The organism is Streptococcus sp. HMSC068F04, assembly GCF_001837455.1.
In the GTDB taxonomy this organism is placed as follows: domain Bacteria; phylum Bacillota; class Bacilli; order Lactobacillales; family Streptococcaceae; genus Streptococcus; species Streptococcus salivarius_D.
On record NZ_KV832464.1, the window covers coordinates 34,677 to 60,642 of the forward strand.

At 40.8% G+C, this 25,966-nt stretch carries 26 protein-coding genes; 13 read left to right on the plus strand and 13 right to left on the minus strand.

From position 1 onward, the window contains the following. Window positions 1-111: 111 nt before the first annotated feature. A complete protein-coding gene (locus HMPREF2571_RS01910) occupies window positions 112-1,533 on the minus strand; it encodes an NCS2 family permease (RefSeq protein ID WP_070847099.1) in 1,422 nt (473 codons plus the stop codon). Window positions 1,534-1,741: 208 nt separating this feature from the next. Between HMPREF2571_RS01910 and HMPREF2571_RS01915 the strand changes: the two genes are divergently transcribed. Continuing rightward, a complete protein-coding gene (locus HMPREF2571_RS01915) occupies window positions 1,742-2,554 on the plus strand; it encodes a Cof-type HAD-IIB family hydrolase (protein WP_014633589.1) in 813 nt (270 codons plus the stop codon). A 44-nt stretch (window positions 2,555-2,598) separates the two neighbouring features. Here HMPREF2571_RS01915 and HMPREF2571_RS01920 read toward each other — a convergent pair whose 3' ends face one another. Continuing rightward, window positions 2,599-3,330 carry a cyclase family protein gene (locus HMPREF2571_RS01920; RefSeq protein WP_045001939.1) on the minus strand — a complete coding sequence of 244 codons (732 nt, stop codon included), beginning with the start codon at window positions 3,328-3,330 and terminating at the stop codon, window positions 2,599-2,601. Between the two features lie 379 nt (window positions 3,331-3,709). On the opposite strand from HMPREF2571_RS01920, the gene HMPREF2571_RS01925 reads away from it, so the two are divergent. The 9 genes from HMPREF2571_RS01925 to serS all read left to right on the plus strand — a co-directional run bounded on the left by HMPREF2571_RS01925 (window position 3,710) and on the right by serS (window position 11,871). Beyond that, complete coding sequence (locus HMPREF2571_RS01925) at window positions 3,710-4,717, plus strand: PTS sugar transporter subunit IIB (RefSeq protein WP_002886607.1); 1,008 nt, start codon at window positions 3,710-3,712, stop codon at window positions 4,715-4,717. Between the two features lie 17 nt (window positions 4,718-4,734). Beyond that, the gene (locus tag HMPREF2571_RS01930) at window positions 4,735-5,535 is read left to right on the plus strand and encodes a PTS mannose/fructose/sorbose transporter subunit IIC (protein ID WP_002886606.1); all 801 of its coding nucleotides are present in this window, start codon (window positions 4,735-4,737) and stop codon (window positions 5,533-5,535) included. Between the two features lie 15 nt (window positions 5,536-5,550). Next, window positions 5,551-6,465, plus strand: a complete 915-nt coding sequence (locus HMPREF2571_RS01935; RefSeq protein ID WP_002886605.1) for a PTS system mannose/fructose/sorbose family transporter subunit IID — start codon at window positions 5,551-5,553, stop codon at window positions 6,463-6,465. Window positions 6,466-6,477: 12 nt separating this feature from the next. Next, entirely contained in the window at window positions 6,478-6,864 is a 387-nt protein-coding gene (locus HMPREF2571_RS01940; protein WP_013990069.1) for a DUF956 family protein, read from the plus strand. Window positions 6,865-7,129: 265 nt separating this feature from the next. After that, window positions 7,130-8,122: a PTS sugar transporter subunit IIB gene (locus HMPREF2571_RS01945; RefSeq protein ID WP_002883770.1), complete on the plus strand. Its 993-nt coding sequence runs from the start codon at window positions 7,130-7,132 to the stop codon at window positions 8,120-8,122. 67 nt (window positions 8,123-8,189) lie between these two features. After that, window positions 8,190-9,005, plus strand: coding sequence for a PTS mannose/fructose/sorbose transporter subunit IIC (locus HMPREF2571_RS01950; RefSeq protein ID WP_013990068.1), 816 nt, complete (start codon window positions 8,190-8,192; stop codon window positions 9,003-9,005). A gap of 14 nt (window positions 9,006-9,019) precedes the next feature. After that, window positions 9,020-9,931 carry a PTS system mannose/fructose/sorbose family transporter subunit IID gene (locus HMPREF2571_RS01955; protein ID WP_013990067.1) on the plus strand — a complete coding sequence of 304 codons (912 nt, stop codon included), beginning with the start codon at window positions 9,020-9,022 and terminating at the stop codon, window positions 9,929-9,931. Between the two features lie 78 nt (window positions 9,932-10,009). Beyond that, window positions 10,010-10,384, plus strand: a complete 375-nt coding sequence (locus HMPREF2571_RS01960) for a DUF956 family protein (RefSeq protein WP_002883765.1) — start codon at window positions 10,010-10,012, stop codon at window positions 10,382-10,384. A 209-nt stretch (window positions 10,385-10,593) separates the two neighbouring features. After that, window positions 10,594-11,871, plus strand: coding sequence for a serine--tRNA ligase (gene serS, locus HMPREF2571_RS01965; RefSeq protein WP_013990066.1), 1,278 nt, complete (start codon window positions 10,594-10,596; stop codon window positions 11,869-11,871). 34 nt (window positions 11,872-11,905) lie between these two features. Here the strand turns inward: serS and HMPREF2571_RS01970 are convergent, their stop codons facing one another. From HMPREF2571_RS01970 to HMPREF2571_RS02005, 8 genes are all read right to left on the minus strand, one after another. Continuing rightward, on the minus strand, window positions 11,906-12,535 hold the full coding sequence (locus tag HMPREF2571_RS01970; protein ID WP_013990065.1) for a hypothetical protein: 630 nt from the start codon (window positions 12,533-12,535) through the stop codon (window positions 11,906-11,908). Window positions 12,536-12,599: 64 nt separating this feature from the next. Beyond that, window positions 12,600-13,910: a ribosome biogenesis GTPase Der gene (gene der, locus HMPREF2571_RS01975; RefSeq protein WP_002886596.1), complete on the minus strand. Its 1,311-nt coding sequence runs from the start codon at window positions 13,908-13,910 to the stop codon at window positions 12,600-12,602. Window positions 13,911-14,014: 104 nt separating this feature from the next. Next, window positions 14,015-14,917: a primosomal protein DnaI gene (dnaI, locus tag HMPREF2571_RS01980; RefSeq protein ID WP_013990064.1), complete on the minus strand. Its 903-nt coding sequence runs from the start codon at window positions 14,915-14,917 to the stop codon at window positions 14,015-14,017. A 3-nt stretch (window positions 14,918-14,920) separates the two neighbouring features. Then, window positions 14,921-16,096: a DnaD domain protein gene (locus HMPREF2571_RS01985; RefSeq protein WP_013990063.1), complete on the minus strand. Its 1,176-nt coding sequence runs from the start codon at window positions 16,094-16,096 to the stop codon at window positions 14,921-14,923. Continuing rightward, complete coding sequence (nrdR, locus tag HMPREF2571_RS01990) at window positions 16,093-16,572, minus strand: transcriptional regulator NrdR (RefSeq protein WP_002886592.1); 480 nt, start codon at window positions 16,570-16,572, stop codon at window positions 16,093-16,095. Before nrdR ends, HMPREF2571_RS01985 begins: the two co-directional genes overlap by 4 nt. A 121-nt stretch (window positions 16,573-16,693) precedes the next feature. Next, window positions 16,694-18,223 carry a HAMP domain-containing sensor histidine kinase gene (locus HMPREF2571_RS01995; RefSeq protein ID WP_013990062.1) on the minus strand — a complete coding sequence of 510 codons (1,530 nt, stop codon included), beginning with the start codon at window positions 18,221-18,223 and terminating at the stop codon, window positions 16,694-16,696. Beyond that, complete coding sequence (locus HMPREF2571_RS02000) at window positions 18,220-18,909, minus strand: response regulator transcription factor (RefSeq protein WP_002886589.1); 690 nt, start codon at window positions 18,907-18,909, stop codon at window positions 18,220-18,222. Before HMPREF2571_RS02000 ends, HMPREF2571_RS01995 begins: the two co-directional genes overlap by 4 nt. 155 nt (window positions 18,910-19,064) lie before the next feature. Then, window positions 19,065-19,601, minus strand: a complete 537-nt coding sequence (locus HMPREF2571_RS02005; RefSeq protein WP_070579518.1) for a DUF177 domain-containing protein — start codon at window positions 19,599-19,601, stop codon at window positions 19,065-19,067. Window positions 19,602-19,899: 298 nt separating this feature from the next. On the opposite strand from HMPREF2571_RS02005, the gene rsmG reads away from it, so the two are divergent. The 3 genes from rsmG to HMPREF2571_RS02020 all read left to right on the plus strand — a co-directional run bounded on the left by rsmG (window position 19,900) and on the right by HMPREF2571_RS02020 (window position 22,757). Continuing rightward, a complete protein-coding gene (gene rsmG / locus HMPREF2571_RS02010) occupies window positions 19,900-20,613 on the plus strand; it encodes a 16S rRNA (guanine(527)-N(7))-methyltransferase RsmG (protein ID WP_049529060.1) in 714 nt (237 codons plus the stop codon). A 68-nt stretch (window positions 20,614-20,681) separates the two neighbouring features. Continuing rightward, window positions 20,682-22,046, plus strand: coding sequence for a TrkH family potassium uptake protein (locus tag HMPREF2571_RS02015; RefSeq protein ID WP_073689220.1), 1,365 nt, complete (start codon window positions 20,682-20,684; stop codon window positions 22,044-22,046). Between the two features lie 39 nt (window positions 22,047-22,085). Continuing rightward, complete coding sequence (locus HMPREF2571_RS02020; RefSeq protein ID WP_002886585.1) at window positions 22,086-22,757, plus strand: potassium channel family protein; 672 nt, start codon at window positions 22,086-22,088, stop codon at window positions 22,755-22,757. Window positions 22,758-22,846: 89 nt separating this feature from the next. On the opposite strand, the gene HMPREF2571_RS02025 is transcribed toward HMPREF2571_RS02020, so the two are convergent. The 3 genes from HMPREF2571_RS02025 to HMPREF2571_RS02035 form a co-directional block, all read right to left on the minus strand. Beyond that, a complete protein-coding gene (locus HMPREF2571_RS02025) occupies window positions 22,847-23,677 on the minus strand; it encodes an energy-coupling factor transporter transmembrane component T family protein (RefSeq protein WP_070847101.1) in 831 nt (276 codons plus the stop codon). Further along, entirely contained in the window at window positions 23,670-25,346 is a 1,677-nt protein-coding gene (locus HMPREF2571_RS02030) for an ABC transporter ATP-binding protein (protein WP_013990056.1), read from the minus strand. Before HMPREF2571_RS02030 ends, HMPREF2571_RS02025 begins: the two co-directional genes overlap by 8 nt. Before the next feature lie 65 nt (window positions 25,347-25,411). Then, complete coding sequence (locus tag HMPREF2571_RS02035) at window positions 25,412-25,957, minus strand: ECF-type riboflavin transporter substrate-binding protein (RefSeq protein ID WP_013990055.1); 546 nt, start codon at window positions 25,955-25,957, stop codon at window positions 25,412-25,414. Window positions 25,958-25,966: the final 9 nt, after the last annotated feature.

Sequence of the window (25,966 nt, forward strand, 5' to 3'; positions counted from 1 at the left end):
AAACTTACTATAGTTTCAAAAGTTAACCAATAGTAACTCTCTCACATTCCTCCAGATAAAAATCGCAAAAGAAAAAGCCTGACAAATATACAGACTTTTAACTTTCAAGCTTTAGAACACAGCCATACTGATGAAGTTAAGGATAAACAAGATATCCAAAATCCACATAATAAAGTGGACATCCTTAGCTTGACCTTTGACGATTTTGACCAAAGTATAAGTAAGGAAACCAGCTGCGATACCATAGGTAATGCTATATGAGAATCCCATGAAAATAGAAGTGAAGAAGGCAGGAATAGCTTCAGACAAGTCTTCCCAATCGACACTCTTAAGGTTAGAGAGCATCATAACACCTACAATAATAAGAATAGGCGCTGTGGCAGCATTAGGAACGATTGATACCACTGGACTAAAGAAACTAGAAATGGCAAAGAGTACAGCAACCACAAGAGCTGTCAAACCAGTACGTCCACCAGCACCAATACCTGCTGCAGATTCAACGTAAGTTGTAACGTTTGAAGTCCCTGCAATGGCACCAATACTTGTACCAACAAGGTCAGAGTAAAGGGCACGGTCAAGAGCTTTTGATGCGTTGTTATCACCTGTTGAAGCAATGATACCAACCTTCTCACCAGTACCGATCAAGGTACCGATAGTATCGAAGATATCAGTCAATGAAAAGGCAAGAATAGCCATAAAGACACCAGGCAAACGAGAAACGTCTGAAAAGAGTGATCCCAATCCCTTTGATCCAAGCGCTGCACCAAAGACCTGACCAAGGTCTTTAATAGATGATGTCAAGCTAGCTGCGTGCCAGTCAATGCTTCCAAGATCAACAACACCAGCAAAAATAGCAATGATAGTCGTTACAAGGATTGAAAGAAGAACACCACCACGAATACCTTTAACAATAAAGAAAATCGCAATCGCAAGACCAATCAAACCTACAATTACAGTTGGGTTATTGAAAGCAACCAAACCTGGTGTAGCTGACGATGAAGCTGTAATTGACGCCTTGGCCATGTCAGCACCTTTACCTGCTACAGTGTAGGTATGAGGATTAATTGAGAATTTCAAGAAACCAGCATTTTTAATTCCCACATATGCAAGGAAAACACCGATACCTGCTGAAATCGCAGATTTGAGGGCTGTTGGAATAGACTCAATAATCATCTTACGTACTTTAGTTACTGTGATGATCAATGAAATAACACCACATAGAAAGACCATTGCTAAGGCCTCTTGCCAAGTGTAACCCAAAGAAAAAACCACTGTGTAGGTGAAGAAGGCATTAAGCCCCATACCAGGCGCTTGGGCGTATGGTAGGTTAGCATAAAATGCCATCATCAACGTCCCTGCAACCGCACCAATAATTGTTGCTAAGAAAACACCTTGTGCAGGCATTCCTGTCTGAGCCAACATCGCTGGGTTAACAAAGAGGATGTAAGACATGGCAAAGAAAGTTGTCAATCCGGCAGTCACTTCTGTACGGACGTCAGTACCATGTTCTTTCAATTTGAAAAACTTTTCCATGAAAGTTTAGACTCCTTAATAAAAAATATTGTCAAAATCCGAATAATTTCGGAACATTCTCATGTAGAATGCAACATTACTATTCTACATGAAATTATTTGACGGTGCAAGGTTTATTTCCTGAGACTTTTCTTATGAAAAACCGAACGTTCTTAGAAAGCTCTTTCTCAATCACCAACAAAGGACAGATTTTTGCTATAATAGGAACATGACAAAAAAATTGATTGCACTAGATCTTGATGGAACGCTCTTGCGCCCAGATGGAACTATTTCAGAATTCACACAAAAAACGATTAAAGATGTACAAAATAAAGGACACCAAGTTGTTATTGCTACAGGTCGTCCTTATCGTATGGCTATTGACCATTACAAAACACTAGGGTTAGAAACACCACTCATCACCTTCAACGGCTCTTTGACCAATCTTCCAGACCAAGACTGGGCTTATGAGCATTCGGTTAAATTAGATAAGAAATATCTGATTAGCCTCTTACAACGCCATGATGAATTAGAGATGGATTTTCTGGCTAGTGAATATCGAAAACACTTCTATATCACTATGAATCACCCAGAGCGTATTCAACCACAACTCTTTGGTGTTGATAAAATTATTGAGGCTATGCGTTTAGAACCAACTAAAATCACGCGCAACCCTAACGCTCTCCTTATGCAAACTCGTCATGAGGATAAGTACCAACTTGCCGATGACATCAAGAAGGACTTCAAGGAAGAAATTGAAGTTGATTCTTGGGGTGGCCCGCTTAATATCTTGGAATTTTCGCCTAAAGGCATAAACAAGGCCTACGCCCTAAACTACTTACTTAAGGCCATGCGCAAATCAACGGATGATCTGATTGCTTTTGGAGACGAACACAACGACACAGAGATGTTGGAACTTGCTAAAACTGGTTATGCCATGAAGAATGCTAGCTCTGTTCTTCTCCCCCACGCTAACGAACAAATTGAGTGGACTAATGAAGAGGATGGCGTTGCTCGCAAACTCCAGGAACTCTTCTTATAAACAAGAAAAGACACCGAAAATTTCTTCGGTGTTTTTTCTTATGATTAAGGTAAAATAGCCACTGCACGCACTGGGGAGCCTGTCGCCTTGTCCCAGTGAGGAAATGCAATCGAAATCAAAGCACCAACAGCTGGAACTTGATCCAATTGATTCAAGACTTCTACCTGATAAATGTTTTGTTCCAAGAGGTAGTATTCGTTAACCAAGCCATGTTCTGCTGCTGGAATACCAGCATCTGTATCAAAAGTCTCATGACCCACAGCCTTAACATGGCGTTCATGAATCAAGAATTCTAGAGCTTCACGGCTCCACCCTGGACTTTGTTGAACCCCATTTTCATCAAGGTTGCGCATAGCATCTTGATCTGGCCAACGCTTCGACCAATCACTACGAAAAGCGACAAAGGCCCCTTCAGTAATTTGTCCATGTTCTGCTTCAAAGTCTAAGATATCTTGTTTGCTCAAGATAAAGTTTGGATTCGCAGCAACTTCTTTAGACTTGTCGATAACATAGAGTGGTAAAAGAAGATCTTTGAGAGCAATCTCATCCAACCAACGACCACCTTCTACAAAGTGAATCGGTGCATCAATATGCGTTCCGTATTGACCAACTACTGTAAATTTTTGGACATGGAATCCATCTTTCAATGTGAAGAGGTCTTCTTGTTGCAAGGCAGGAAGGGCAGGGAAGTGTGGACTTTCTGCATTGATTTGGTGACTCAAGTCCACCCATTTTTTTGCTTGCAATTCTTTATAAATACTTAGTAAATCTGACATAAGGAGGCCCTCTTTTCTTATAGATTTAACATTAAATAGTTGATTGAAGAAGTTATAGCAGCCAATACCAGCTATTACAAGCATTTATCTCATTTTTTCTTAATCCTATTTCTTCTAGTTAGATATAGCTTAAAACTATATTTAACACTTATTGTCTGAAAAAAAAGTATATTTGCAATAATTTGATGTTTTTTTTCAATTATATGACACTTTTGTTACGAAAACCATTGACAAATTCATGATAACGTCCTATAATTAGAGTGTTCTAATTTTCGAGGGACTAAAAAAATATTGTTGTCATTTCATACTGATCGATGCTAATACCAATAATCATTTTTCTATTCCTAAGAAACAATATATAAAAGGAGGAAGAACACTAATGGGTATCGGTATTATTATTGCTAGCCATGGTAAATTCGCTGAAGGTATTCACCAATCAGGTTCTATGATTTTTGGTGAACAAGAGAAAGTTCAAGTGGTTACTTTCATGCCAAATGAAGGTCCTGACGACTTGTACGCTCACTTCAAAGATGCCATTGCTCAATTTGACGCTGACGACGAAATTCTAGTCCTTGCAGACCTTTGGTCTGGATCACCATTTAACCAGGCAAGCCGAATTAAGGAAGAAAATCCTAATCGCAAGATGGTTATCGTGACAGGACTCAACTTGCCAATGCTTATCCAAGCATATACGGAACGTATGGTAGCTCCTGATGCTGGGGTTGAAGAGATTGTCGCTAACATTTATAAGGAAACAAAAGAAGGCGTTAAAGTCCTTCCAGAAGGCCTTATTCCTGAAGAAGACACTAAACCAGCCGACGCTAAACCTTCTATTCCTAAAGGTACCATTCCTGAAGGAACAGTACTTGGTGATGGAAAAATCAAATACGTTTTGGCTCGTGTTGACACACGTCTTCTCCACGGTCAGGTTGCGACTGGTTGGACTCACTCAACTCACCCAGACCGTATCATCGTTGTTTCAGACACTGTTTGTCATGATAAACTTCGTACAAACATGATTAAACAAGCCGCTCCATCTGGTGTTCAAGTTCACGTTATCCCAATTAAAAACATGGTTAAAGCAAACAATGACCCACGTTTTGGAGATACACGTGCTATGCTTCTCTTTGAATCTGTTGAAGATGCTCTTGCTGCTGTTAAAGCAGGTGTTGATGTTAAAGAAATCAACCTTGGTTCTTCAGCTTATAAAGAAGGAAAAGTCAACGTTACTAAAGCTCTTTCATTTGACCAAACAGATGTGGATGCTATCAAAGAGTTGCAATCATTGGGTGTCAAATTTGACGTTCGTGGGGTACCAAGTGATAGCCCAGCAAACGTTGATGCCTTGATTAAGTCAGCTGAAACTAAATTAGCAGAGAAGAAATAATTTTGGAGGATGCATAAATGAGTTTAGTACAAATTATTTTAGTCGTAATTGTTGCTTTCATCATCGGTTGTAGCTCAGTTAACGACCAAATCGAAACATACCAGCCAGTTGTGGCTTGTTCCCTTATCGGTCTTGTTACTGGTCATCTCGAACTCGGCGTAATGTTGGGTGGTAGCTTACAGTTGATTACTATGGGATGGGCTAACGTTGGTGCTGCCATGGCACCAGATGCCTCACTTGCCGCTGTTGCTTCTACAATTATCCTTATCTTGGGTGGTCAAGGAACTAAAGGAATTGGTCCTGCCATCGCCCTTGCGGTGCCTTTGGCTGTTGCCGGTCTTGCCTTGACAATGGTTGTCCGTACAGCAACTGTCTTCATCGCTCATATTATGGATAGCCGTGCAGAAGCTGCTGATATCGCTGGTGTTGAAAGATGGCACTTTATCGGTATGGCCCTTCAAGGTCTCCGTGTTGCTATCCCTGCCCTCCTCTTGCTCTTGATTCCTGCACACCTCGTACAATCTGGTCTTGAAGCTATGCCTGAATGGTTAAAATCAGGTATGACAATCGGTGGTGGTATGGTTGTAGCCGTTGGTTATGCCATGGTTATCAACATGATGTCTAGTCGTGAAGTTTGGCCATTCTTCTTCCTTGGTTTTGCTTTGGCTGCCCTCAAAGAATTGACCTTGATTAGCTTGGGTATCATCGGCCTCTGTCTTGCCGTTATGTACCTTGCACTTGAAGCTAGTGGTTCAAATGGTTCTTCAAATGATGGAGGATCAGGTGATCCCCTCGGTGAAATTCTGGAAGACTTTTAATTAGGAGGAAAGAAAATGGCTGATTCAAAAATTAAATTAACAAAAGCAGATCGTTTCAAAGCTTTCTTGCGCTCATACTTCCTTTTAGCTTCATTCAACTATGAACGTATGCAAAATGGTGGTGTGGCTTACACCTTTATTCCTGCAATCAAAAAACTTTATCAAACTAAAGAAGACCGTGCTGCTGCGCTTAAGCGTCACTTGGAATTCTTTAATACACAACCTTTCATGGCCAACCCAATCTTTGGGGTTACTCTTGCCTTGGAAGAAGAACGTGCCAACGGTGCTGAGATTGATGATGCTGCTATCTCAGGGGTTAAGGTCGGTATGATGGGACCTCTTGCAGGTGCCGGTGACCCTCTCTTCTGGTTTACCCTTCGTCCAATCTTCCTTTCACTAGGAGCAGGTTTGGCTGTTTCAGGTAACGTCCTAGGCCCAATCGTCTTCTTCGTTCTCTGGAACGTCATGGTAGCTGCCGTTAAATGGTATACTCAAGAATTCGGTTACCGTGCTGGTACTGCGATCACAGATGACTTGTCAGGTAACCTTCTTCAACAAGTGACTCGTGGCGCATCAATGATGGGGATGTTCGTTATCGGTTCTCTTATCCAACGTTGGGTAAGCATTACCTTCACACCAGTTGTCTCTGTTGTTAAACAACAAGAAGGTGCTTATATCGATTGGGATAAACTTCCAAAAGGTATTGCCGGTGTTAAAGCAGCCTTCCTAGAACAAGCTGCTGGTAAATCACTCGAAGCCAACAAGGTGACAACATTGCAAGATAACTTGAACCAATTGATTCCTGGTCTTGCTGCCCTTGGTTTGACTTTCCTCTGTATGTACCTTCTTAAGAGAAAAGTTTCTCCAATCGTTATCATTTTGGGTATCTTTGTTCTAGCTATTGTTCTCCACATTATTGGTGTACTCTAATCGGAGCAAGGTATGGTTAAATCGCTCAATACGGAAATGGCTCACACAACTAAGGGAACTTGGTTTCGTGAAGGGCCTATTTACGGAAATATCATGGTCGGAGATAAGGCCTTCGAATTTTACAATGATACAAAGTTGCAAGACTACGTTCAAATTCCTTGGGATGAAATCACTTATGTGATTGCCGATGTCTACTTCGGTGGTAAATTCATCCCACGCTTTGAAATCCGAACTAAGCAAAATGGACGTTTCCGTTTTGCCAGTCGAAAAAGTCGAATAACTTTGAAAGAAATTCAAAAAAGAATTCCTCGAGAAAGTTTAAGAAAAGCACCTAGCTTTATCGCTGTCCTCAAACAAGGCTTTAAAAATCTTTTCCGACTCATTGTCAAGAAGAAATAACCTCCGAATATTATAAAAAGATTGCCCAGTCTAATGGTTGGGCAATCTTTTTATAATATTTTGCTCATTTTTGAAAGAGTTTGACTTCTTTTGAAATTTTATCTCACTAGCTATTGACATTTTCTTGAAAGCGTTTTAGAATATAATTGTTCTTGATTTCTTATGTTTAAAAAGATTGAGAGACGCTTTTTTTAGCGTCTTGATAAAAATCGGAGATAGTCTTTTTAAGCCTAGGAAAAAATAATTTATAAGGAGGAGAACACGAATGGGTATCGGTATTATTATTGCCAGCCATGGTAAGTTCGCTGAAGGAATCCACCAATCAGGCTCTATGATTTTTGGAGACCAAGAGAAAGTTCAAGTCGTAACTTTCATGCCAAGTGAAGGTCCTGATGACTTGTACGCTCACTTCAACGACGCCATTGCACAATTCGATGCTGATGACGAAATTCTTGTTTTGGCTGACCTTTGGTCTGGTTCACCATTTAACCAAGCCAGTCGAATTGCTGGAGAAAATCCAGATCGCAAGATTGCTATCATCACAGGACTTAACTTGCCAATGCTTATCCAAGCATACACTGAACGTATGATGGATGCTAACGCTACTGCAGAGCAAGTTGCTGCTAATATCATCAAGGAAGCTAAGGGTGGTATCAAAGCACTTCCAGAGGAGCTTAATCCAGCTGAGGAAACAACAGCAGCTCCTGTAGAAGCTGCAGCACCTCAAGGAGCTATCCCAGAAGGGACAGTTATCGGAGATGGTAAGCTCAAGATTAACTTGGCACGTTTGGACACACGTCTCTTGCATGGTCAGGTAGCAACTAACTGGACACCTGCATCTAAAGCAGACCGTATCATTGTTGCTTCAGATGACGTTGCTAAAGATGAGCTTCGTAAAGAATTGATCAAACAAGCAGCACCAAATGGGGTTAAAGCAAACGTTGTTCCAATTCAAAAATTGATTGATGCTTCTAAGGACCCTCGCTTTGGTAACACACACGCACTTATCTTGTTCGAAACGGTTCAAGACGCACTTCGTGCTATCGAAGGTGGCGTGCCAATCAAAGAACTTAACGTTGGTTCTATGGCTCACTCAACTGGTAAAACAATGGTTAACAACGTTTTGTCTATGGACAAAGACGATGTTGCTTGCTTCGAAAAATTGCGTGACCTTGGCGTTGAATTCGACGTCCGTAAGGTACCAAATGATTCTAAGAAAGATTTGTTCGACCTTATCAAAAAAGCTAACGTTCAATAACCTTCATTCGGATAAATTAGCTGATCATCTCAGCTAATCACAACTCAATAGAAAAGGAATTATTACCATGTCAGATATGTCAATTATTTCTGCAATTTTGGTCGTAGTTGTTGCCTTCCTTGCTGGTCTTGAAGGTATCCTTGACCAATTCCAATTCCACCAACCACTTGTTGCATGTACCCTCATCGGTGCTGCTACAGGTAACCTCACTGCAGGTATCATGCTTGGTGGTTCTCTTCAAATGATCGCCCTTGCTTGGGCTAATATCGGTGCCGCTGTCGCTCCCGACGCTGCACTTGCCTCTGTTGCTGCTGCCATTATTTTGGTTAAAGGTGGTAACTTCACAACTGAAGGTATCGGTGTTGCGACTGCAACAGCTATCCCACTTGCGGTTGCCGGTCTCTTCCTAACTATGCTTGTTCGTACAGCCTCTGTTGCCCTTGTTCATGCCGCAGATAAAGCTGCAGAAAGTGGAAACATTGCTGGTGTTGAACGTGCACACTACCTCGCCCTCCTTCTTCAAGGTTTGCGTATCGCTGTGCCAGCCGCCCTTCTTCTTGCTATCCCAGCAGAATCTGTTCAACATGCCCTTGGTTTGATGCCTAGCTGGCTCAACCACGGTATGGTTGTCGGTGGTGGTATGGTCGTAGCCGTTGGTTACGCTATGGTTATCAACATGATGGCAACTCGTGAAGTTTGGCCATTCTTCGCCATCGGTTTTGCTTTTGCTGCTATTAGCCAATTGACACTTATCGCTCTTGGTGCTATCGGTGTCGCTATTGCCTTCATCTACCTCAACCTTTCTAAACAAGGTGGCGGAAATGGTGGCGGAACTTCAACTGGTTCAGGCGACCCAATCGGCGATATCTTGGAAGACTACTAGGAAGGGGTGCTCTCATGGCTGAAAAAATTCAATTATCTCAAGCGGATCGTAGAAAGGTTTGGTGGCGCTCACAATTCTTGCAAGGTTCATGGAACTATGAACGTATGCAAAACTTGGGTTGGGCTTACTCACTCATTCCTGCTATCAAAAAACTCTACACTAACAAAGAAGACCAAGCTGCAGCTCTTAAACGTCACTTGGAATTCTTCAATACCCACCCTTACGTAGCTGCTCCTATCATGGGTGTTACCTTGGCTCTTGAAGAAGAAAAAGCTAACGGTACTGACATCGAAGATGCTGCTATCCAAGGGGTTAAAATCGGTATGATGGGACCTCTTGCCGGTATCGGTGACCCTGTTTTCTGGTTCACAGTTCGTCCTATCCTTGGTGCCCTTGGTGCATCATTGGCACAAGCTGGTAACATCGCTGGTCCACTTATCTTCTTCATCGGTTGGAACCTTATCCGTATGGCCTTCTTGTGGTACACTCAAGAACTTGGTTACAAAGCAGGTTCAGAAATCACTAAAGACATGTCTGGTGGTATCTTGAAAGATATTACTAAAGGGGCATCAATCCTTGGTATGTTCATCTTGGCCGTCCTCGTTGAACGTTGGGTTTCTATCGTCTTCACTGTAAACCTTCCAGGTAAAGTTTTGTCTAAAGGTGCCTATATCGAATGGCCTAAAGGCAATGTTAGCGGTGACCAACTTAAGACTATCCTCGGCCAAGTTAATGACAAACTTAGCTTCGATAAGATTCAAGTTGATACCCTTCAAAAACAATTGGATTCATTGATTCCAGGTTTGATGGGACTTCTCCTTACTTTTGCATGTATGTGGTTGCTTAAGAAGAAAGTTTCACCAATCACAATCATCATCGGACTCTTTGTAGTTGGTATTGTTGCAAGCTTCTTCGGAATCATGTAAAAAGAGTAAGAGTTTAGCAAAGCTGAACTCTTTTCTTATGCTATAATAAAGGTACTACAATCAAAAAGCGAGATAGATATGGCACAATCACTAAACAAAACAGTTGAACTGCATACAACAGGCGTTTCCTACATGGCTATCGGAGGGAAAGTCGGTAAATTTCTAATCGGAGATGTGGCTCTTGAATTCTACCCAGATGTCAATGTCGAGCAATACATTCAAATTCCATGGACTAGCATCACTCAAATCGGTGCGAATGTATCAGGAAAGAGAATTAGCCGTCACTTTGAAGTGTTGACAGACAAGAGCAAATTCCTCTTCGCTTCTAAAGATTCTGGGAAGATTCTAAAGATTGCTAGGGAACACCTTGGCAATGAAAAAGTCGTCAAGCTACCAACTCTCATTCAAACTATTGGGGCTCGACTCAAAGGTTTATTTGCCAAAAAATCATAATTTTTGTATAATATAACGGACGGATAAGTACTAGCTAGATCCTTACAGAAAGCCTGCGGTTGCTGCGAGCAGGTAGGGTTGACCTACGAAATTCTACCGTTTCTAATAATTAAAAACATAAACAAGTGCACTCCTGTGAAGTTGGATGGAACCGTGGCCTATGTCACTCCAACACTCTCACAGGAGTGTTTTACTTTTTGGAGGAACTTATGTTAGATGTAAAACGTATTCGTAACGACTTCGATGCCCTTGCCGAAAAATTGGCTACACGTGGTGTCGCTGCTGAAACTTTAAATGAACTCAAAGAGCTTGATGTTAAACGTCGCGAACTTCTTATCAAATCTGAAGAACTCAAAGCTCAACGTAACATTGCTTCAGATGGTATCGCTCAAGCTAAGCGTAACAAAGAAGATGCTTCCGAACAAATCGCAGCAATGCAAAAAGTCTCTGCAGAAATTAAGGAAATTGATGCAGAACTTGCTGCTATCGATGAAAAGCTTAATGCCATCGTTGTGACACTTCCAAATACACCAAATGACTCTGTTCCAGTAGGTGCTGACGAAGACGAAAACGTAGAAGTTCGTCGTTGGGGAACACCTCGTAACTTTGATTTTGAGATTAAGCCTCACTGGGATCTTGGGGAAGACCTTGGTATCCTAGATTGGGAACGTGGTGCTAAAGTCACTGGTTCTCGCTTCCTCTTCTACAAAGGACTTGGAGCAAAATTGGAACGTGCAATCTACAACTTCATGTTGGATGAGCACGCTAAAGAAGGTTACACTGAAATGATCACACCTTACATGGTTAACCACGACTCAATGTTCGGTACTGGTCAATATCCAAAATTTAAAGAAGATACTTTCGAGCTTGACGGTACTGACTATGTCCTTATCCCAACAGCCGAAGTTCCTTTGACAAACTACTACCGTGGTGAAATCCTTGATGGTAAAGAATTGCCAATCTACTTCACTGCTATGAGTCCTTCATTCCGTTCAGAAGCTGGTTCAGCTGGTCGTGACACACGTGGTTTGATTCGTCTTCACCAATTCCACAAGGTTGAAATGGTCAAATTCTCAAAACCTGAAGACTCATATGATGAATTGGAAAAAATGGTAGTTAACGCTGAAAACATCCTTCAAAAACTTAACTTGCCATACCGTGTCATCACTTTGTGTACTGGCGATATGGGATTCTCAGCTGCGAAAACTTACGACTTGGAAGTTTGGATTCCAGCACAAAACACTTACCGCGAAATTTCTTCATGTTCAAACACAGAAGATTTCCAAGCCCGTCGTGCACAAATCCGTTACCGTGACGAAGCCGATGGTAAAGTAAAACTTCTTCACACTCTTAACGGTTCAGGACTTGCTGTTGGACGTACAGTAGCCGCTGTCCTTGAAAACTACCAAAACGAAGATGGTTCAGTAACTATCCCTGAAGTTCTTCGCCCTTACATGGGTGGTGCTGAAGTGATTGCACCAAAATAACAAGGAAAATCTCCAGAAAGAACCTGGAGATTTTTTAGTTTTTATTAGCTTTCTCGTAATAGGGTTTCAACTTATCAAATCCATCAGCAAGTTTTTCTACTAACTCTTCTATTGTTTCACTAGTAGTCACAGGAACATCATATTTAACCAATACCTTACGAACACGATTATCTCTAACTGCTTCTTTAAGCATCTGACGATTGTCTTCAGTTCCTTCCACACGATGACTGACACCATTTTCCTGGGCAAAATAGTATAGAGAGGGTGCAATCGGTAAGTCTAGGACCTTATGTTGTTTAGCTAGAGTAGTATCTGATTTTTTCCGTTCGATAAAGCTAACTTCAACTGAGACTCCCCAATCTTTAGGCTGACCATAGAGCCGAATCGCCATGGCAACATCGTCTAAACTGTCCTCAGGTGCCTTATAATAGCACCAAAAGTGTGGCCGACATATTTGTGCCTGATTGGCCCAATTACTGACACGATCCATCTTAAAGGGTGTCAAACGCTCCTCTAGAGCTTTGGATAAGACCTGCATTTCCTTACGAGCTGATTGAGCAAGTGCCTTGAGGTCTTCCATCTCTTCCTGGTGTAGGCCCGCCTTTTCAGGTTTGATATACTTAACCCCTTGTTTAGATAAATAAGCTTGAATATTTTCTAACATCGTTTTCTCCTTACAATGATAAAAGACCAACCCATAAAGATTTTATTCTGGTTGGTCTCTTTTTTTATTTACGTTTACGAGCAATCAAATGAATTGGTGTTCCCTCAAAACCAAAGGCTTGACGAATTTGATTTTCCAAGAAACGCATGTATGAGAAGTGCATAAGCTCTTCTTCATTGACAAAGATAACAAATGTTGGTGGTTTAACCGAAACTTGTGTGCCGTAGAAAATCTTAAGGCGTTTTCCTTTGTCAGTCGGTGTTGGGTTGATGGCAATGGCATCCATGATAACATCATTCAAAACAGCTGATGAAATACGACGATTTTGACTCTCACTGATGCGTTTAATCATCTCTGGCAACTTGTTAAGACGTTGTTTCGTCTCAGCCGATACAAAGATAATTGGTGCATAGCTCAAGAATTGGAACTGATCACGGATATCTGCTTCCCAGTTAGCAACGGTATGATTGTCTTTCTTAATCGTATCCCATTTGTTAACTACGATGATAATCCCTTTACCAGCTTCATGGGCAAAACCAGCAATACGCTTATCATACTCACGGATACCTTCTTCGGCATTGATAACCATAAGGACGATATCAGAACGGTCAATGGCACGCATTGAACGCATGACAGAGTATTTCTCCGTATTTTCATAAACCTTACCAGATTTACGCATACCAGCGGTGTCAATCATGGTATACTCTTGACCTTCACTGTCCACAAAGTTTGTATCAATGGCATCTCGAGTCGTACCAGCAATCGGACTAGCAATCACTCGGTCCTCGCCCAAAATGGCGTTAATCAAGCTTGATTTTCCGACGTTTGGACGTCCAATCAAACTAAAACGAATGATATCTGGATTTTCTTCTTCAACTTCTGTTGGAAGGTTTTCAACGATAGCATCGAGAACATCCCCTGTACCAATACCGTGAACAGATGAAACTGGGTAAGGATCACCAAGTCCAAGAGAATAAAAATCATAGATATCTGCACGCATCTCAGGGTTATCCACTTTATTTACCGCCAAAATAACTGGCTTGTTGGTCTTATAGAGAATACGAGCAACGTACTCGTCCGCATCTGTCACGCCTTCCTTACCGGAAACGACAAAGACAATAACGTCAGCTTCAGTCATGGCAATGTCAGCTTGGTGCTTAATTTGTTCCATAAATGGTGCATCAACATCATCGATACCACCAGTATCAATCAAGCTAAACTGGCGATTAAGCCATTCAGCAGAGGTATAAATACGGTCACGTGTTACCCCTTCAACGTCTTCGACGATAGAGATACGTTCACCCGCAATTCGGTTAAATAGGGTCGATTTCCCAACGTTTGGGCGACCCACGATAGCAACTGTAGGTAATGTCATATGTTTAAGTCCCTGATTAAATAGGGATTCCTTTCTTCAATTAGCAGTCTCACTTCCACCAAGGAAAGCAAACTCTCTTATTCTTTATCATTATTAGGATCACCCTAACGGCGATTAACACCCTTCAAGTGAACCTCTTTGGCAAGAAAACGGATACGCTCCATCACACGTTTGGCCTGCCAAGTCTCATCTCCTTGACGTCCATTGGATAGCTTTGCTTCTAAATCCGCAAAACTATAGTTAGACGTAAAGAAGGTAGGCAGCTCCTCAATCATGCGATGCTGGAGGATAACTTGCAAAACATCATCCCTAATCCAAGAAGAGAATTGTTCTGCACCGATATCATCTAGAACCAAAACTTCCGCCTGTTTGACAGCATCAATTTGTTCCTTGACAGAACCATCCTTGATTCCATTTTTAACATCAATAGTAAAAGATGGGTAATGAATAATGGTCGTAGCAACCTTCTTAGTCTCTGAAAGTTCATGAGCCATAGCAGCCAACATGAAGGATTTTCCAACCCCCATGTCTCCGTAGATATAGAGGCCTTTCTGGTCTGGACTAGGGTAATTCGCCACAAAATCCACGAGACTCTCAAAGGTATCAACACGAGCCACATCATCTAGAGCAATGTCCGCAAAGGTAATCTTACGATAAGACTGAGGCAGACTCACCAAATTAATCCGTTTAGCAATAGCCTGCTGTTCTTGTTGCTCTTTGAGCTGACGCGTCTCCTTATAGGTTACATCAGCGTAGCCTTCATTCATGGTCAGAATCGGTTCATACCCCTTGGCAATATACGAGGCATCACCTTCTTTGACCTTACGGCATTCCACCAGGAATTGATTAAACTTAGGAAGACTACGCTTGATTTCATCCTGGCTTAGGCTATGCTCTTGAATAAAGCTAGCCACTCTTGGATCTGCCAAAATTTGCTTCGTTAAATCTGTTGCATTGCCAGACCCATGATGCCCTGCTCGGTTTAGGGTTTGTCCAACTCTTTCCATAGGCTACTCCTTTCCTTTTTCTAGTTTTGCCAAAGCTCGACGTCTAATTTCATCCAACTTGGCCTGATCAGCCTGACTGGTTTGATTATCATAATCTGGATTACTCCAGCTCGGCACATTTGTTTTCTTCTTAGAATCAGCTTTTGCTTGCTGTGATTTCTTGTCATAACCACTACGCAAAGCTAAAAGCCCCTGTTCAGCAGTGACGATGTTCTTAAAGGCAAAATCGTTGGCAAGTTTAGAGATATACTCTCGATTCACATTCGTTGAACGTGTCCGTCCCAAACTATAGGCAACCATGAGGTTAATGACCTCATCCATAAAGCCTCTTTGTGCCAAATCCGTGAGAATCTGCTTCTCAGAATTAGTCACAGTCCCGCTTGGGCCTTTAGCACTTTGCAAGTAATCTATAGGCTTTTCGGACCTAACCGCTTTAAGAATCTTTTTCTCCGTCTCCGTCAAAGCAGAATCACCACCCAATGTTTGAGCTTGAGCCTGCTCTAATTGCACCTGCATACGCTTGACAATAATCTGGTGGTTCACGGCTGTCTTTTTCGCTAAGAGATAGGTATCATACCAGTTCATGCCATGAGTTTCAGACAATTTATAGATTTCTGGCACATCTGTCTTTTCATCTGTAAATACAAGACCATCAGCCTGCATACGATTCCTGAAACTGCTTAAATCAAATGAATTTTTGGGCTTGATTTCAGACACAGACTTTTGAGCCAAACGCTCATCGGTAAAGACATCCGAAAAACGTTTAGATAAATCTTGCAAGCCTTGTAGACCTGCAGGTTTCAAAGCATCTACTGCTGGTTCACTAATCTTTTGCTCGAGAAGTGAACTATAAACGGCATGTTTTAAAAACTGTTCAATTGATAAGGGAGACTTAAGCTCTATAACATAAAACCCTTGAGGGGACTGGTAAAGGGCCAAAAGATCTACTGCTGTCAGAACCGCCAGTGCTTCCTGAAGGGGCTGCATTCCAAAGTTAAGGTGGTTCAGAATAGCCGCAAACTTATGGCGGTGATTCCCATTGTCATAAAAAGCCACGAAATACTGGTAGAGAGCGTATCCCTCACCCCCAATAATGGGATAGTAGCAACGCATCAGACTTGCCTGATCGGGAACGATAACCTGATTGCCAACATAAACAAATTCTTCAATAGGTCTCATTTTTTAGACTCTTTTTTCGCACGTACAGTCTTGGTGATTTCTTGAAGCAACTCTTCAATCTCATCAACATCTTTGAAAGAACGGTAGACACTGGCAAAACGTACATAAGTAATTTCATCAAGGTCAGCGAGTTCTTTCATCACTAAATTCCCAATGACATCACTCTCAACCTCTCCATCATGGTTACGGCGAATGTTTTGCTCAATACGGGTGATGGCATTTTCGATATCCTCACTAGAAACCGGACGCTTCTGAGCACTCATCAAGATACCATTGAAAATCTTGTCGCGAGAGAATTGTTCACGAGTACCGTCTTTTTTGACAACCAAAAGTGGAACCTCTTCCACACGCTCAAATGTTGTAAAACGAGCATGACAAGAATCACACTCACGACGACGACGAATAGTATTCCCATCCTCTGCCTGACGGCTATCGATAACACTAGATTTATTATGTTGACATTTTGGACAACGCATGCACTTCACCACCAATCTTTGAAATTCGGTACTCTATTTTACCATAAAAACACATAAAAAGCACGCCCTAAACGAGGCGTGCTCATGACCAAGAATCACTCTAAGTCTCTTATAAATTGATTTAAAGCTCAAGTTGAGGTATCGTCGTTTCTCGATCTGCAAATGGAATGTAAAGGTCGAAACGTGTTCCAACACCAAGTTCAGAACTAACATCAATACGGCAGCGATAAGCTTCCACAATTTGATAAAGGATTGACAAACCAATACCAACACCAGATTGAGTTGTTGTACGGTTACGTGCCTTATCTGAACGATAGAAACGTTCAAAAATATGATTGATATCTTCTTTTGAAATCCCCTCACCGTTATCTTGCACTTGTACCAACATTTCATCTTCCAATGCTTTAATAGTAACCTGTATTTCCTTATTGACAGGCGAATACTTGACCGCATTATCAATCAAAATGGTGATCGCCTGTTCAAAGTGCTGACTATAAATCTGTGCTAGACGCTCTGAACTTTCGAAATCATTGAGATAAAATTGATAATCTTCATGCAAGACACGGAAGTTCCCAATAACCGTACGGATTGAAGAATTCAAATCACAAGTATCGTTTCTATGATTTTCAAATGATCCTTTGACACGGATAGAATCCAACATATCATTAATCATAATCGTCATACGGTTGGCCTCGTGACTTGCAGCCTCAAGACTTTCTTCAAGAATCTCAGGGTCATTTTTACCCCAACGTTGCAAGAGGTCCATATGCCCCTTGATAACCGCAATCGGCGTACGCAATTCATGACTGACGTCACTCAAGAAACGCATCTGCATCTGATTATTTTCTTGAATTTTATCCATCATGCGGTTAAAGTTAACCGCCAAATCACCAATTTCATCGTGACTTTCAATCTTAGAACGAAGTTCCAAATCACTTGGCGAATCGGTAATAACTCCCATCGTTTCGTGCAACTGTCTCATCGGACGAAGAATAGATGTCAAGACAACTACAGTTGCTGCGATAACTAGGACAGTCATCCCCACTTCTAGGAAAATCAACAAGAAAACCAAACGCTCTTTAAGAGCATAGTAGAATTCCAAATCATGGAAAATCTGGGCATAGCCAACGATGGTCTTTTTATCCTTACCGTAAATTGGAACTTGTAGTAAGAAACCACGCTTTCCTTTATAGGATACTGACTTCAGTTTGTTTACCTCGGACATACCGGGAGGCGAATCTGTATTCTCCTCAGAAGTAAAGATAAAGGTTCCTTTTTTGTCATACACAAAAACTGACTGATTTGAATATAATTTATTAGAAATTGCAACTTGACCATCCAAAGAGTGCTTTTCAGAAAGTACGCCATTAATAATTGATGCATAGATATTTTTAGGCGAATAAAGAGCCGCTAAGAGCGGTTCTGGACTTAATTCTTCATCCGAATCCCAATCCTTTTCGATGTAAGTAACAACTTTTGCGATTGTAGTGTTTACATTTTGACGTTCACGTTGCAAAAGAAGCGTATTAGCTGAAAAAATAACAACCAGAGTGAACAACGACAATACAAGAAAGAAGACCACAGCAGTTGTCATGGTCAACTTTTTTCTAATGGTTACTTTACCAAATAATTTATCTTGTAATTTACTCATTTTTCACGGATAACGTAACCCATTCCTCGTACTGTTTGAATATATGATTCCTTACCTGGAACGTCGATTTTTCCACGCAAATAACGAATATAAACATCTACCACGTTTGTTTCGATGGCGTCATCATATTTCCAAACTTGAAGCAAGAGTTCCTCACGGGTCATCACTTGGTTCATATTGCTCAAAAGTGTGTTCAACAAATCAAACTCACGTTTTGTCAATGGAATTGCTTCATCACCACGAACAACTGTACGGTTTTGAACATCCAATTTCAAATCACGATAAGTTGATGCTTTTGCTGGTGCATTCTTAGCAGATTCGATATCTTGGCGACGGAAGGTTGCACGGATACGTGCCAACAATTCTTCAATCGCAAATGGTTTTACAATATAGTCATCAGCACCGCGGTCCAAACCAGCAACAATGTCCATGATTGAATCGCGAGCTGTCATCATCATAATATAAGTATCTTTTTCTTGTTGGAGACGACGTGTTACTTCAAAACCGTCCATCTCAGGCAACATAAGGTCCAAGAGAATAAGATCGAAATCTTTCTCGAGTGCCATTTCAAGTCCTTCGCGTCCGTTGTCTGCTGTCACAACGTCGTATCCTTCGTGTTGAAGTTCAAGAGAGACAAAACGAGCAAGGTTTTTCTCATCTTCAACAATCAAAATGCGTTTGCTCATAATAAGTATTTACCACTTTCTTAAAATTTTTTGACTTCCATTTCCCTTAAAAAGTCTGTAGATTTACCCAATGAATAAATCCGAAAATTAACTTCTAATGATATAATAATACAGATTTTTAAAATTGTCAAACATTTTTAGTTTGTTTTTTTGAATTAATTTTCATCAAAGAGACCGTTCAATTGGGCAAAGGGATTACTTGCCTCTTTTTTCTCCTGTTGAAGAGCGGCAAAATCCTCTTCTGACAAGACTTCCCAGTCATTCCCAGAGAGCGAAATTTGTCCTGATTCTTCCTCAGGTGTTAGTACTCTCAAAGGAATATTAAGAAGAATATTATCTAGAATACTCTCATCAAGATTAATAGTATCCCCATCCAAGATAAGAACTAGATTTTCTTCGACTAATTCTTTTTGCAGAGCAGCATCTGCCTCTTGTATAAAGGTTTCTGAAACCGGATAGTTAAAACTAAGGGTCACAGGTTCAAGTGAACGGCTAGATGGCAAGGTAATATCATAGCTAAGTTGATAATCCAAAAGGTACAAACCATTGTCATAGGCTACATGCCCACTTGCTTGAATCTGTTCAAGATTTAAAACTTGATCATAGCGTTCTTTAATAGACTCCAACAAAGAAGGTGCTTCGTTAAAGGCGAGCCCTTCTGGAGACTTTCTAACTTCTGAAAGATAAATCATTTTTAATCCTCAAATTAAATTTCCCCATAGGGATCTATTTTCAATCCACAAGACCATAATCCCCCACATTCACTTTTCATTAGAGAGCATGATTATGATTTTAGACTTAATTAGTATTATATCAAATTTTTAAGAAAAAATAACACCTTTAATATTACATATTTCTTAAACTTAGAACTTTTTTCACAGCTAATGAGAAACTTATTCAGACCTAGTTTCCATCTGTCTTATAGCGTTAGATGAAAGCTCTTAATTATGGTAAAATAAGAGCATTGAAACTAGATAAAAGGAATATAAAATGACACCTGAAGATTTTTACAAGGCTTTGAAAGAACTAGGGTTCGATCTCAGCCAAAAACAAAAAGACCAATTCCAACGCTACTTTGAGCTCTTGGTAGAATGGAACGAAAAGATCAATCTTACTGCAATCACAGAAAGAGACGAGGTCTACCTCAAACATTTCTACGATTCCCTAGCTCCTGTTCTCCAAGGACATATTAAAAATCAGACTATTCGACTTCTCGATATCGGAGCTGGAGCTGGATTTCCAAGTCTCCCTATGAAAATCCTTTGTCCTGAACTTGATGTGACTATCATTGACTCTCTTAATAAACGCATCAATTTCCTTAATCTCTTGGCCGATGAACTTGAGCTCAGCGGTGTTCACTTCTATCATGGACGTGCAGAGGATTTTGGACAAGACAAGGGCTTCCGTGCTCAGTTTGATATTGTAACTGCCCGTGCTGTTGCACGCATGCAGGTTCTCTCAGAATTGACCATTCCTTTCTTAAAGGTGGGTGGACAACTTATTGCACTTAAAGCTGCAGCAGCTGACGAAGAGCTAGCCGATGCTAAAAATGCCTTGAACTTGCTTTTTGCCAAACCTATTCTCAATGAGAACTATAAATTGCCAAATGGGGATGGACGTAATATCACCATTGTCGATAAGAAAAAAGAAACCCCAAATAAGTACCCACGTCGTGCTGGGATGCCTAACAAGAAGCCGTTATAACATTTATCCAAGGATGCTTCTTGCTCCTTGGATTATTATTTATTCTTATGATAACTCGGAGGTTTTCATTGATAAATCGTCTTTCTGTCACGCAAAAGCTTGTGCTCAGCTTTGTCTTTGTCATTATAGTGGGGAGTATTTTACTTAGCCTTCCCATAAGCCACTATGCTAACAGTCCAGAAACAAGCTACCTAGACCATCTCTTCAATACTGTGTCAATGGTCTGTGTAACTGGACTTTCTGTTGTCCCGGTCAGTAAGGCATACAATGGTCTTGGTCAAATTCTCTCTATGTTTCTCATGCAGACGGGAGGACTTGGACTAGTCTCTCTTATAGCCTTTAGTACCTATACCCTTAAAAATAAATTAGGACTGAGCGATCAAGATCTCCTTCAATCCGCACTTAGTAGGGATAACCAAAAAGATTTGAAGGCTTATCTTTTTAAGGTCTATAAAATAACTTTTTCTATTGAAGCTTTAGCAGCACTCGTGATTATGACTGACTTCATTCCTCGTTTTGGACTTGGTCATGGCATTTTTAATAGTCTCTTTCTAGCTGTCTCTGCCTTTTGTAATGCTGGATTTGATAACTTAGGTTCTAACAGTTTACAAGATTATGCAACCAATCCAACCATTAACCTTGCTGTAGCTTTTCTCATCATGTCTGGAAGCTTGGGATTTGCAGTTTGGATTGATTTGATTCAACTAATAAGACGTTATATTAAAGATCGTCCAAGGAATTGGAAATTAGCTTGGAGACCTTTCAGTAATCAAAGCCGTCTTGTGCTTATAAGTACAGGTTGTCTCCTATTAGGAGGAACACTGCTTGCTTGGTTACTGGAAATGGATAACTCTAAGACAATCGGTACTCTCAATGTCTGGCAACAACTTCTGGTAAGTTTCTTTCAGACTGTAACCATGCGTACCGCTGGCTTTGCAACTATTTCCTATACCAATGCCGATTTCTCCACAAATCTTCTTTTTATGATTCAAATGATTATTGGGGGTGGTCCTGGAGGAACTGCGGGTGGTATCAAGGTGACAACTGCCTCTATCATGTTCCTACTTTTTAAGTCAGAGCTATCTGGTAACTCGAGTGTGGTTTTTCGAAACCGTATTATATCTAACAAAACCATTTTGCAAGCATTCACAGTTATACTCTTTTTCCTAACGATGCTCTTTGTCGGCTATGTTATTTTGCTGGAAACTAATCCTACTCTCTCACCACTAGGCCTACTTTTTGAGAGTGTGTCAGCCATTGCTACCGTTGGTGTTTCAATGGATTTGACCCCTAATCTAAATACCCTAGGACGCCTTGTTATCATGGCTCTGATGTTCATTGGCCGTGTCGGACCTATCACTGTTCTCTTGAGCTTGATGACCAAAAAAGAAAAACATATCTCTTATGCCCCAACTGACATTTCAGTCGGCTAAACTATTTTATTAATTGACAATATTCTGAAAGGATTTTATATGAAAACACAAATTATTGGGGTCCTTGGTTTGGGAATCTTTGGACAAACTATTGCAACCGAACTCTCTTCTTTTGGACAAGATGTTATTGCCTTAGATAATAATGCTACAACAATTGATTACCTTGCTGATCAGGTGACTAAGGCTGCTGTTGGGGACATTACTGACATTGAATTTCTACGTTCTGCTGGTATCGATACTTGCGACTCAGTCATTATTGCAACTGGAGAACACCTAGAATCGTCTGCGCTAGCGCTCTTGCAGTGCAAAAAACTTGGTATTAAGAATATTATTGCCAAAGCTATGAATAACAATTATGAGGAAGTCCTTTACGGAATGGGTGCTAACTGGGTCATCACTCCTGAACGTAGCACAGCAAAAGAATTGGCTTCAAATATCCTCCGCTATAACATATCAAATGTTTTTCATTTAGAGGACGATGTAGCTTTAATTGAACTTAAAATTCCTAGTGAATGGGCTGGAAAGTCCTTGCATACTTTAAATCTAAGACAAAATTATAACGTCAATGTTATTGGTTTTAGAGATGAGAAAAGTGGCAAGTTAAACACTCATTTTGACCCAAGTAAGAAACTACCTGATGAAGGAATCATCCTAGTTGTCGCTGACAATCGAACACTAGAAAAATTTGATTATTTAGGATATTTGAAATAACAAAAAACGTTCCAATCTCGTTCATCTAGACAAGACTGGAACGTTTTTTGTTGTGCTTATTTGCATACTTTTACTAAAAGCCAAGAATATCATCCCCATGGATTGTAAAAACGACCATGATTTAGGAAGATTAATCCTATACTAATTCCCAATAAAAGAATAGCTGACACGATGACAAGGTAATCTTGTTTCATCAAAGATTTATGCACATACCAGGTACGTTTTTTATAGCGACCAAATCGACGTAGCTCCATAGCTGTCGATATGGTATCAATTCGTTCGAGAGATGAAAAAATTAGAGGAAGAACAATTTGGAGATTCCCGCGAATGCGTTTGACCAGTCCCGCCTTTTGCGACAAATCCAAACCACGAGCCTCCTGAGCCTTACGAATCGTAAAGAATTCTTCTTGGACATCTGGAATATAACGCAAGGTTAAACTCACGGAATAGGCAAACTTATAAGGAACCCCAATTTGATTCAGACTAGCCGCAAACTGACTTGGATGGGTAGTCATGAGAAATAGGATGGCAAGAGGGACCGTTGAAAAATACTTGAGCAATAGATTTGCAAGGTAAAAAAGCTCCTGACTGGTTAGATAGAAACGCCCCCAACCTTCAATAATAACTGTCTTAGCCCCGTAAATTTCTTCACCATAGCCAGGTGCGAAAAGGTAGACCATAAGTAAATTAAAGAGGGCAATGGATCCAATAATCTTAACAACAAAAGAAATATCTCGCCAACGAATCTTAGCCAAATAAAAGAGAGAAATGGAAAGTAAGCCTACTGCTAGGATAAAGCGGGGGTCATAGGTTGCCATACAGGCAACTGAAACCAAGATAAAGAAAAGCATCTTACTTGCCCCAGACAAATCATAGAGGAAACCTTGACCTGACTGATAACCAATTAAACGATTAGACATTAGGGCCTCCTTTTTCGATATAATACTGGGTTACTTCTACTGGATCACTTGACAATTTCTGACCCAAAGTATAAAGAGAGGTCTGCTTGAGATTAGCTGACTCTAGTAAATCCTTCTGATTAAGAATTGTAACAGGGTTGTCGTCTGCAATGACTTTACCCTCAACCACAACGAGACAACGATCGCTATATTCCAACATGAGCTGCATGTCATGAGTAATCATCACAATCGTATGACCTTGCTTCTGAAGACTGTCCAAGAAATTCATGATATCTGTATAAGTCTTGTAATCTTGACCAGCTGTTGGCTCATCCAAGATAATGATTTCAGGTTTCAAAACCAAGATAGATGCAATGGTCACGCGCTTTTTCTGACCAAAGGAAAGCGCAGAAATGGGCCATTTACGAAAACTATAGAGACCACAAGTCTTCAAGACCTCATGAACACGCTCTTCAACCTCAGCCTCTTCAATACCTCGCAAACGCAAACCAAGAGCGACCTCATCAAAAATCATAGTTTGGCTAATCATCTGATTTGGGTTTTGCAAAACAAAGCCTATACGTTCTGAACGCTCGGCAATGCTATCCTGACTAATATCCTGACCCTCGTAAGTTAATTTCCCTTGACTAGGGACAAAACCGCATAGAGCCTTGGCAAGCGTCGACTTCCCAGCCCCATTTTTACCGACAATCGCTAGTCGCTCACCTTTTTTCAAGCTAAAGGACAGATCCTCTATAATTGTTGGATTATCTCCATAGGAAACACTAAGCCCCTCAACCTTCAAAATAGAGTCACTCGAACTGTCTCTTTTATCTTTCAAAACTCTGTCTGGCAGAGCAAGGTCAGATAAGTCTAAAGCATCTAATTGACTAAGATTTTGTGCACTCCTTGTGTCAAATCCCAACTGACGTAAAACCGTCACATATAGAGGTTCGCGAATCCCATTTTCTAGCAAGAGCGTACTCGATAAAAGCTCATCTGGGCTACCATTAAAGATGAGCTCTCCTTCATTGACCAGTAAAATGCGGTCAACGGGACGATAAAGAACATCTTCTAGGCGATGTTCAATAATAATCGTCGTAGCTCCCACCTCCTTGTGGATCTTATCAATGAGATCAATGGTTTCCTGTCCTGATTTAGGATCTAAATTTGCCAGAGGCTCATCAAATAAAAGAATAGGACTCTCATCAATCAAGACACCAGCCAAACTGACTCGTTGCTTTTGGCCACCTGATAAATCTTGAGGGCGGTGATTCAAAAGAGAGGTCAAGTCTAGACGCTCAGCCCAGAGGGCTACCTTATCTTTCATCTCACTTTGATCAGCACAATCATTCTCCAAAGCAAAAGCCAAATCCTCGGCTACAGTTAGGCCAATAAACTGACCATCCGGATCCTGCAATACCGTCGATACCAACTGTGACTTATCATAGATAGATTGCTTAAAAATATCCTGACCATCTATCCTTACCTGGCCTTGTGCCTGACCTTTATGAATATTAGGTATGATACCATTGAGACACTGAGCTAGAGTCGACTTTCCACTACCAGAAGGACCTAAGATTAGGACTTTCTCGCCCTTGGCAATATCAAAGCTGATATCTTTAAGCGTCGCTTCTGCTTGCGCATCATATTGAAATGTAAACTGATTAAAACTAATGTATTTATCCATGTTTCTACTAAAAAAGAGAGGAGGTATCAAAACAAACTGACAGTCCCACTCTCCTATGATTCATGCTAGTCTTTGGTAAGACTACCAGATTGTGTACGTGAGCTAGCATAGATTGCAAGAAGGAGGGTTCCTCCAATTGCAATTGTAATAAAGTTAGCTACGCCAGCTACAAAACTTTGTGCATAAAGGTATGACCAGGCTTGTGCAAATTGGAGTCTATCACCAATAGGAGTAACGATACCATAGGCAATAAGGAGGGCCAATGCTTGTACTAGGTTAAACCAAATCATACTCATCAAAGAAAACTTGCCAGTTGTCACATCATATTTTTTGTTGAATAGACCAATTACAAGTCCTGTAATAGCACTTGCAAGTACCCAAGCCCATGAGATATTTCCGTATTGGATGCCATCTTTAAGTGCATGGCCAATAAAGCCCATAAAGAAACCTGTAATAGGCCCAAAAATCACTGAGAATAGGGCTTGAACAGCATACTGAAGTTGGATGCTAGTATTCCCAAAAATAGGGATATTAACAAACATACCAATGATAATAAAGAGTGCTGCACCAATACCTGTCGCAACTACTGTACGAATTGAATTATTTTTCATAATCTTACT

Excerpts from the sequence above, each read along its gene's own strand:
- HMPREF2571_RS01910 (WP_070847099.1), bottom strand. The coding sequence starts at position 1,533 with ATGGAAAAGTTTTTCAAATTGAAAGAACATGGTACTGACGTCCGTACA.
- HMPREF2571_RS01915 (WP_014633589.1), top strand. The coding sequence starts at position 1,742 with ATGACAAAAAAATTGATTGCACTAGATCTTGATGGAACGCTCTTGCGC.
- HMPREF2571_RS01920 (WP_045001939.1), bottom strand. The coding sequence starts at position 3,330 with ATGTCAGATTTACTAAGTATTTATAAAGAATTGCAAGCAAAAAAATGG.
- HMPREF2571_RS01925 (WP_002886607.1), top strand. The coding sequence starts at position 3,710 with ATGGGTATCGGTATTATTATTGCTAGCCATGGTAAATTCGCTGAAGGT.
- HMPREF2571_RS01930 (WP_002886606.1), top strand. The coding sequence starts at position 4,735 with ATGAGTTTAGTACAAATTATTTTAGTCGTAATTGTTGCTTTCATCATC.
- HMPREF2571_RS01935 (WP_002886605.1), top strand. The coding sequence starts at position 5,551 with ATGGCTGATTCAAAAATTAAATTAACAAAAGCAGATCGTTTCAAAGCT.
- HMPREF2571_RS01940 (WP_013990069.1), top strand. The coding sequence starts at position 6,478 with ATGGTTAAATCGCTCAATACGGAAATGGCTCACACAACTAAGGGAACT.
- HMPREF2571_RS01945 (WP_002883770.1), top strand. The coding sequence starts at position 7,130 with ATGGGTATCGGTATTATTATTGCCAGCCATGGTAAGTTCGCTGAAGGA.
- HMPREF2571_RS01950 (WP_013990068.1), top strand. The coding sequence starts at position 8,190 with ATGTCAGATATGTCAATTATTTCTGCAATTTTGGTCGTAGTTGTTGCC.
- HMPREF2571_RS01955 (WP_013990067.1), top strand. The coding sequence starts at position 9,020 with ATGGCTGAAAAAATTCAATTATCTCAAGCGGATCGTAGAAAGGTTTGG.
- HMPREF2571_RS01960 (WP_002883765.1), top strand. The coding sequence starts at position 10,010 with ATGGCACAATCACTAAACAAAACAGTTGAACTGCATACAACAGGCGTT.
- serS (WP_013990066.1), top strand. The coding sequence starts at position 10,594 with ATGTTAGATGTAAAACGTATTCGTAACGACTTCGATGCCCTTGCCGAA.
- HMPREF2571_RS01970 (WP_013990065.1), bottom strand. The coding sequence starts at position 12,535 with ATGTTAGAAAATATTCAAGCTTATTTATCTAAACAAGGGGTTAAGTAT.
- der (WP_002886596.1), bottom strand. The coding sequence starts at position 13,910 with ATGACATTACCTACAGTTGCTATCGTGGGTCGCCCAAACGTTGGGAAA.
- dnaI (WP_013990064.1), bottom strand. The coding sequence starts at position 14,917 with ATGGAAAGAGTTGGACAAACCCTAAACCGAGCAGGGCATCATGGGTCT.
- HMPREF2571_RS01985 (WP_013990063.1), bottom strand. The coding sequence starts at position 16,096 with ATGAGACCTATTGAAGAATTTGTTTATGTTGGCAATCAGGTTATCGTT.
- nrdR (WP_002886592.1), bottom strand. The coding sequence starts at position 16,572 with ATGCGTTGTCCAAAATGTCAACATAATAAATCTAGTGTTATCGATAGC.
- HMPREF2571_RS01995 (WP_013990062.1), bottom strand. The coding sequence starts at position 18,223 with ATGAGTAAATTACAAGATAAATTATTTGGTAAAGTAACCATTAGAAAA.
- HMPREF2571_RS02000 (WP_002886589.1), bottom strand. The coding sequence starts at position 18,909 with ATGAGCAAACGCATTTTGATTGTTGAAGATGAGAAAAACCTTGCTCGT.
- HMPREF2571_RS02005 (WP_070579518.1), bottom strand. The coding sequence starts at position 19,601 with ATGATTTATCTTTCAGAAGTTAGAAAGTCTCCAGAAGGGCTCGCCTTT.
- rsmG (WP_049529060.1), top strand. The coding sequence starts at position 19,900 with ATGACACCTGAAGATTTTTACAAGGCTTTGAAAGAACTAGGGTTCGAT.
- HMPREF2571_RS02020 (WP_002886585.1), top strand. The coding sequence starts at position 22,086 with ATGAAAACACAAATTATTGGGGTCCTTGGTTTGGGAATCTTTGGACAA.
- HMPREF2571_RS02025 (WP_070847101.1), bottom strand. The coding sequence starts at position 23,677 with ATGTCTAATCGTTTAATTGGTTATCAGTCAGGTCAAGGTTTCCTCTAT.
- HMPREF2571_RS02030 (WP_013990056.1), bottom strand. The coding sequence starts at position 25,346 with ATGGATAAATACATTAGTTTTAATCAGTTTACATTTCAATATGATGCG.
- HMPREF2571_RS02035 (WP_013990055.1), bottom strand. The coding sequence starts at position 25,957 with ATGAAAAATAATTCAATTCGTACAGTAGTTGCGACAGGTATTGGTGCA.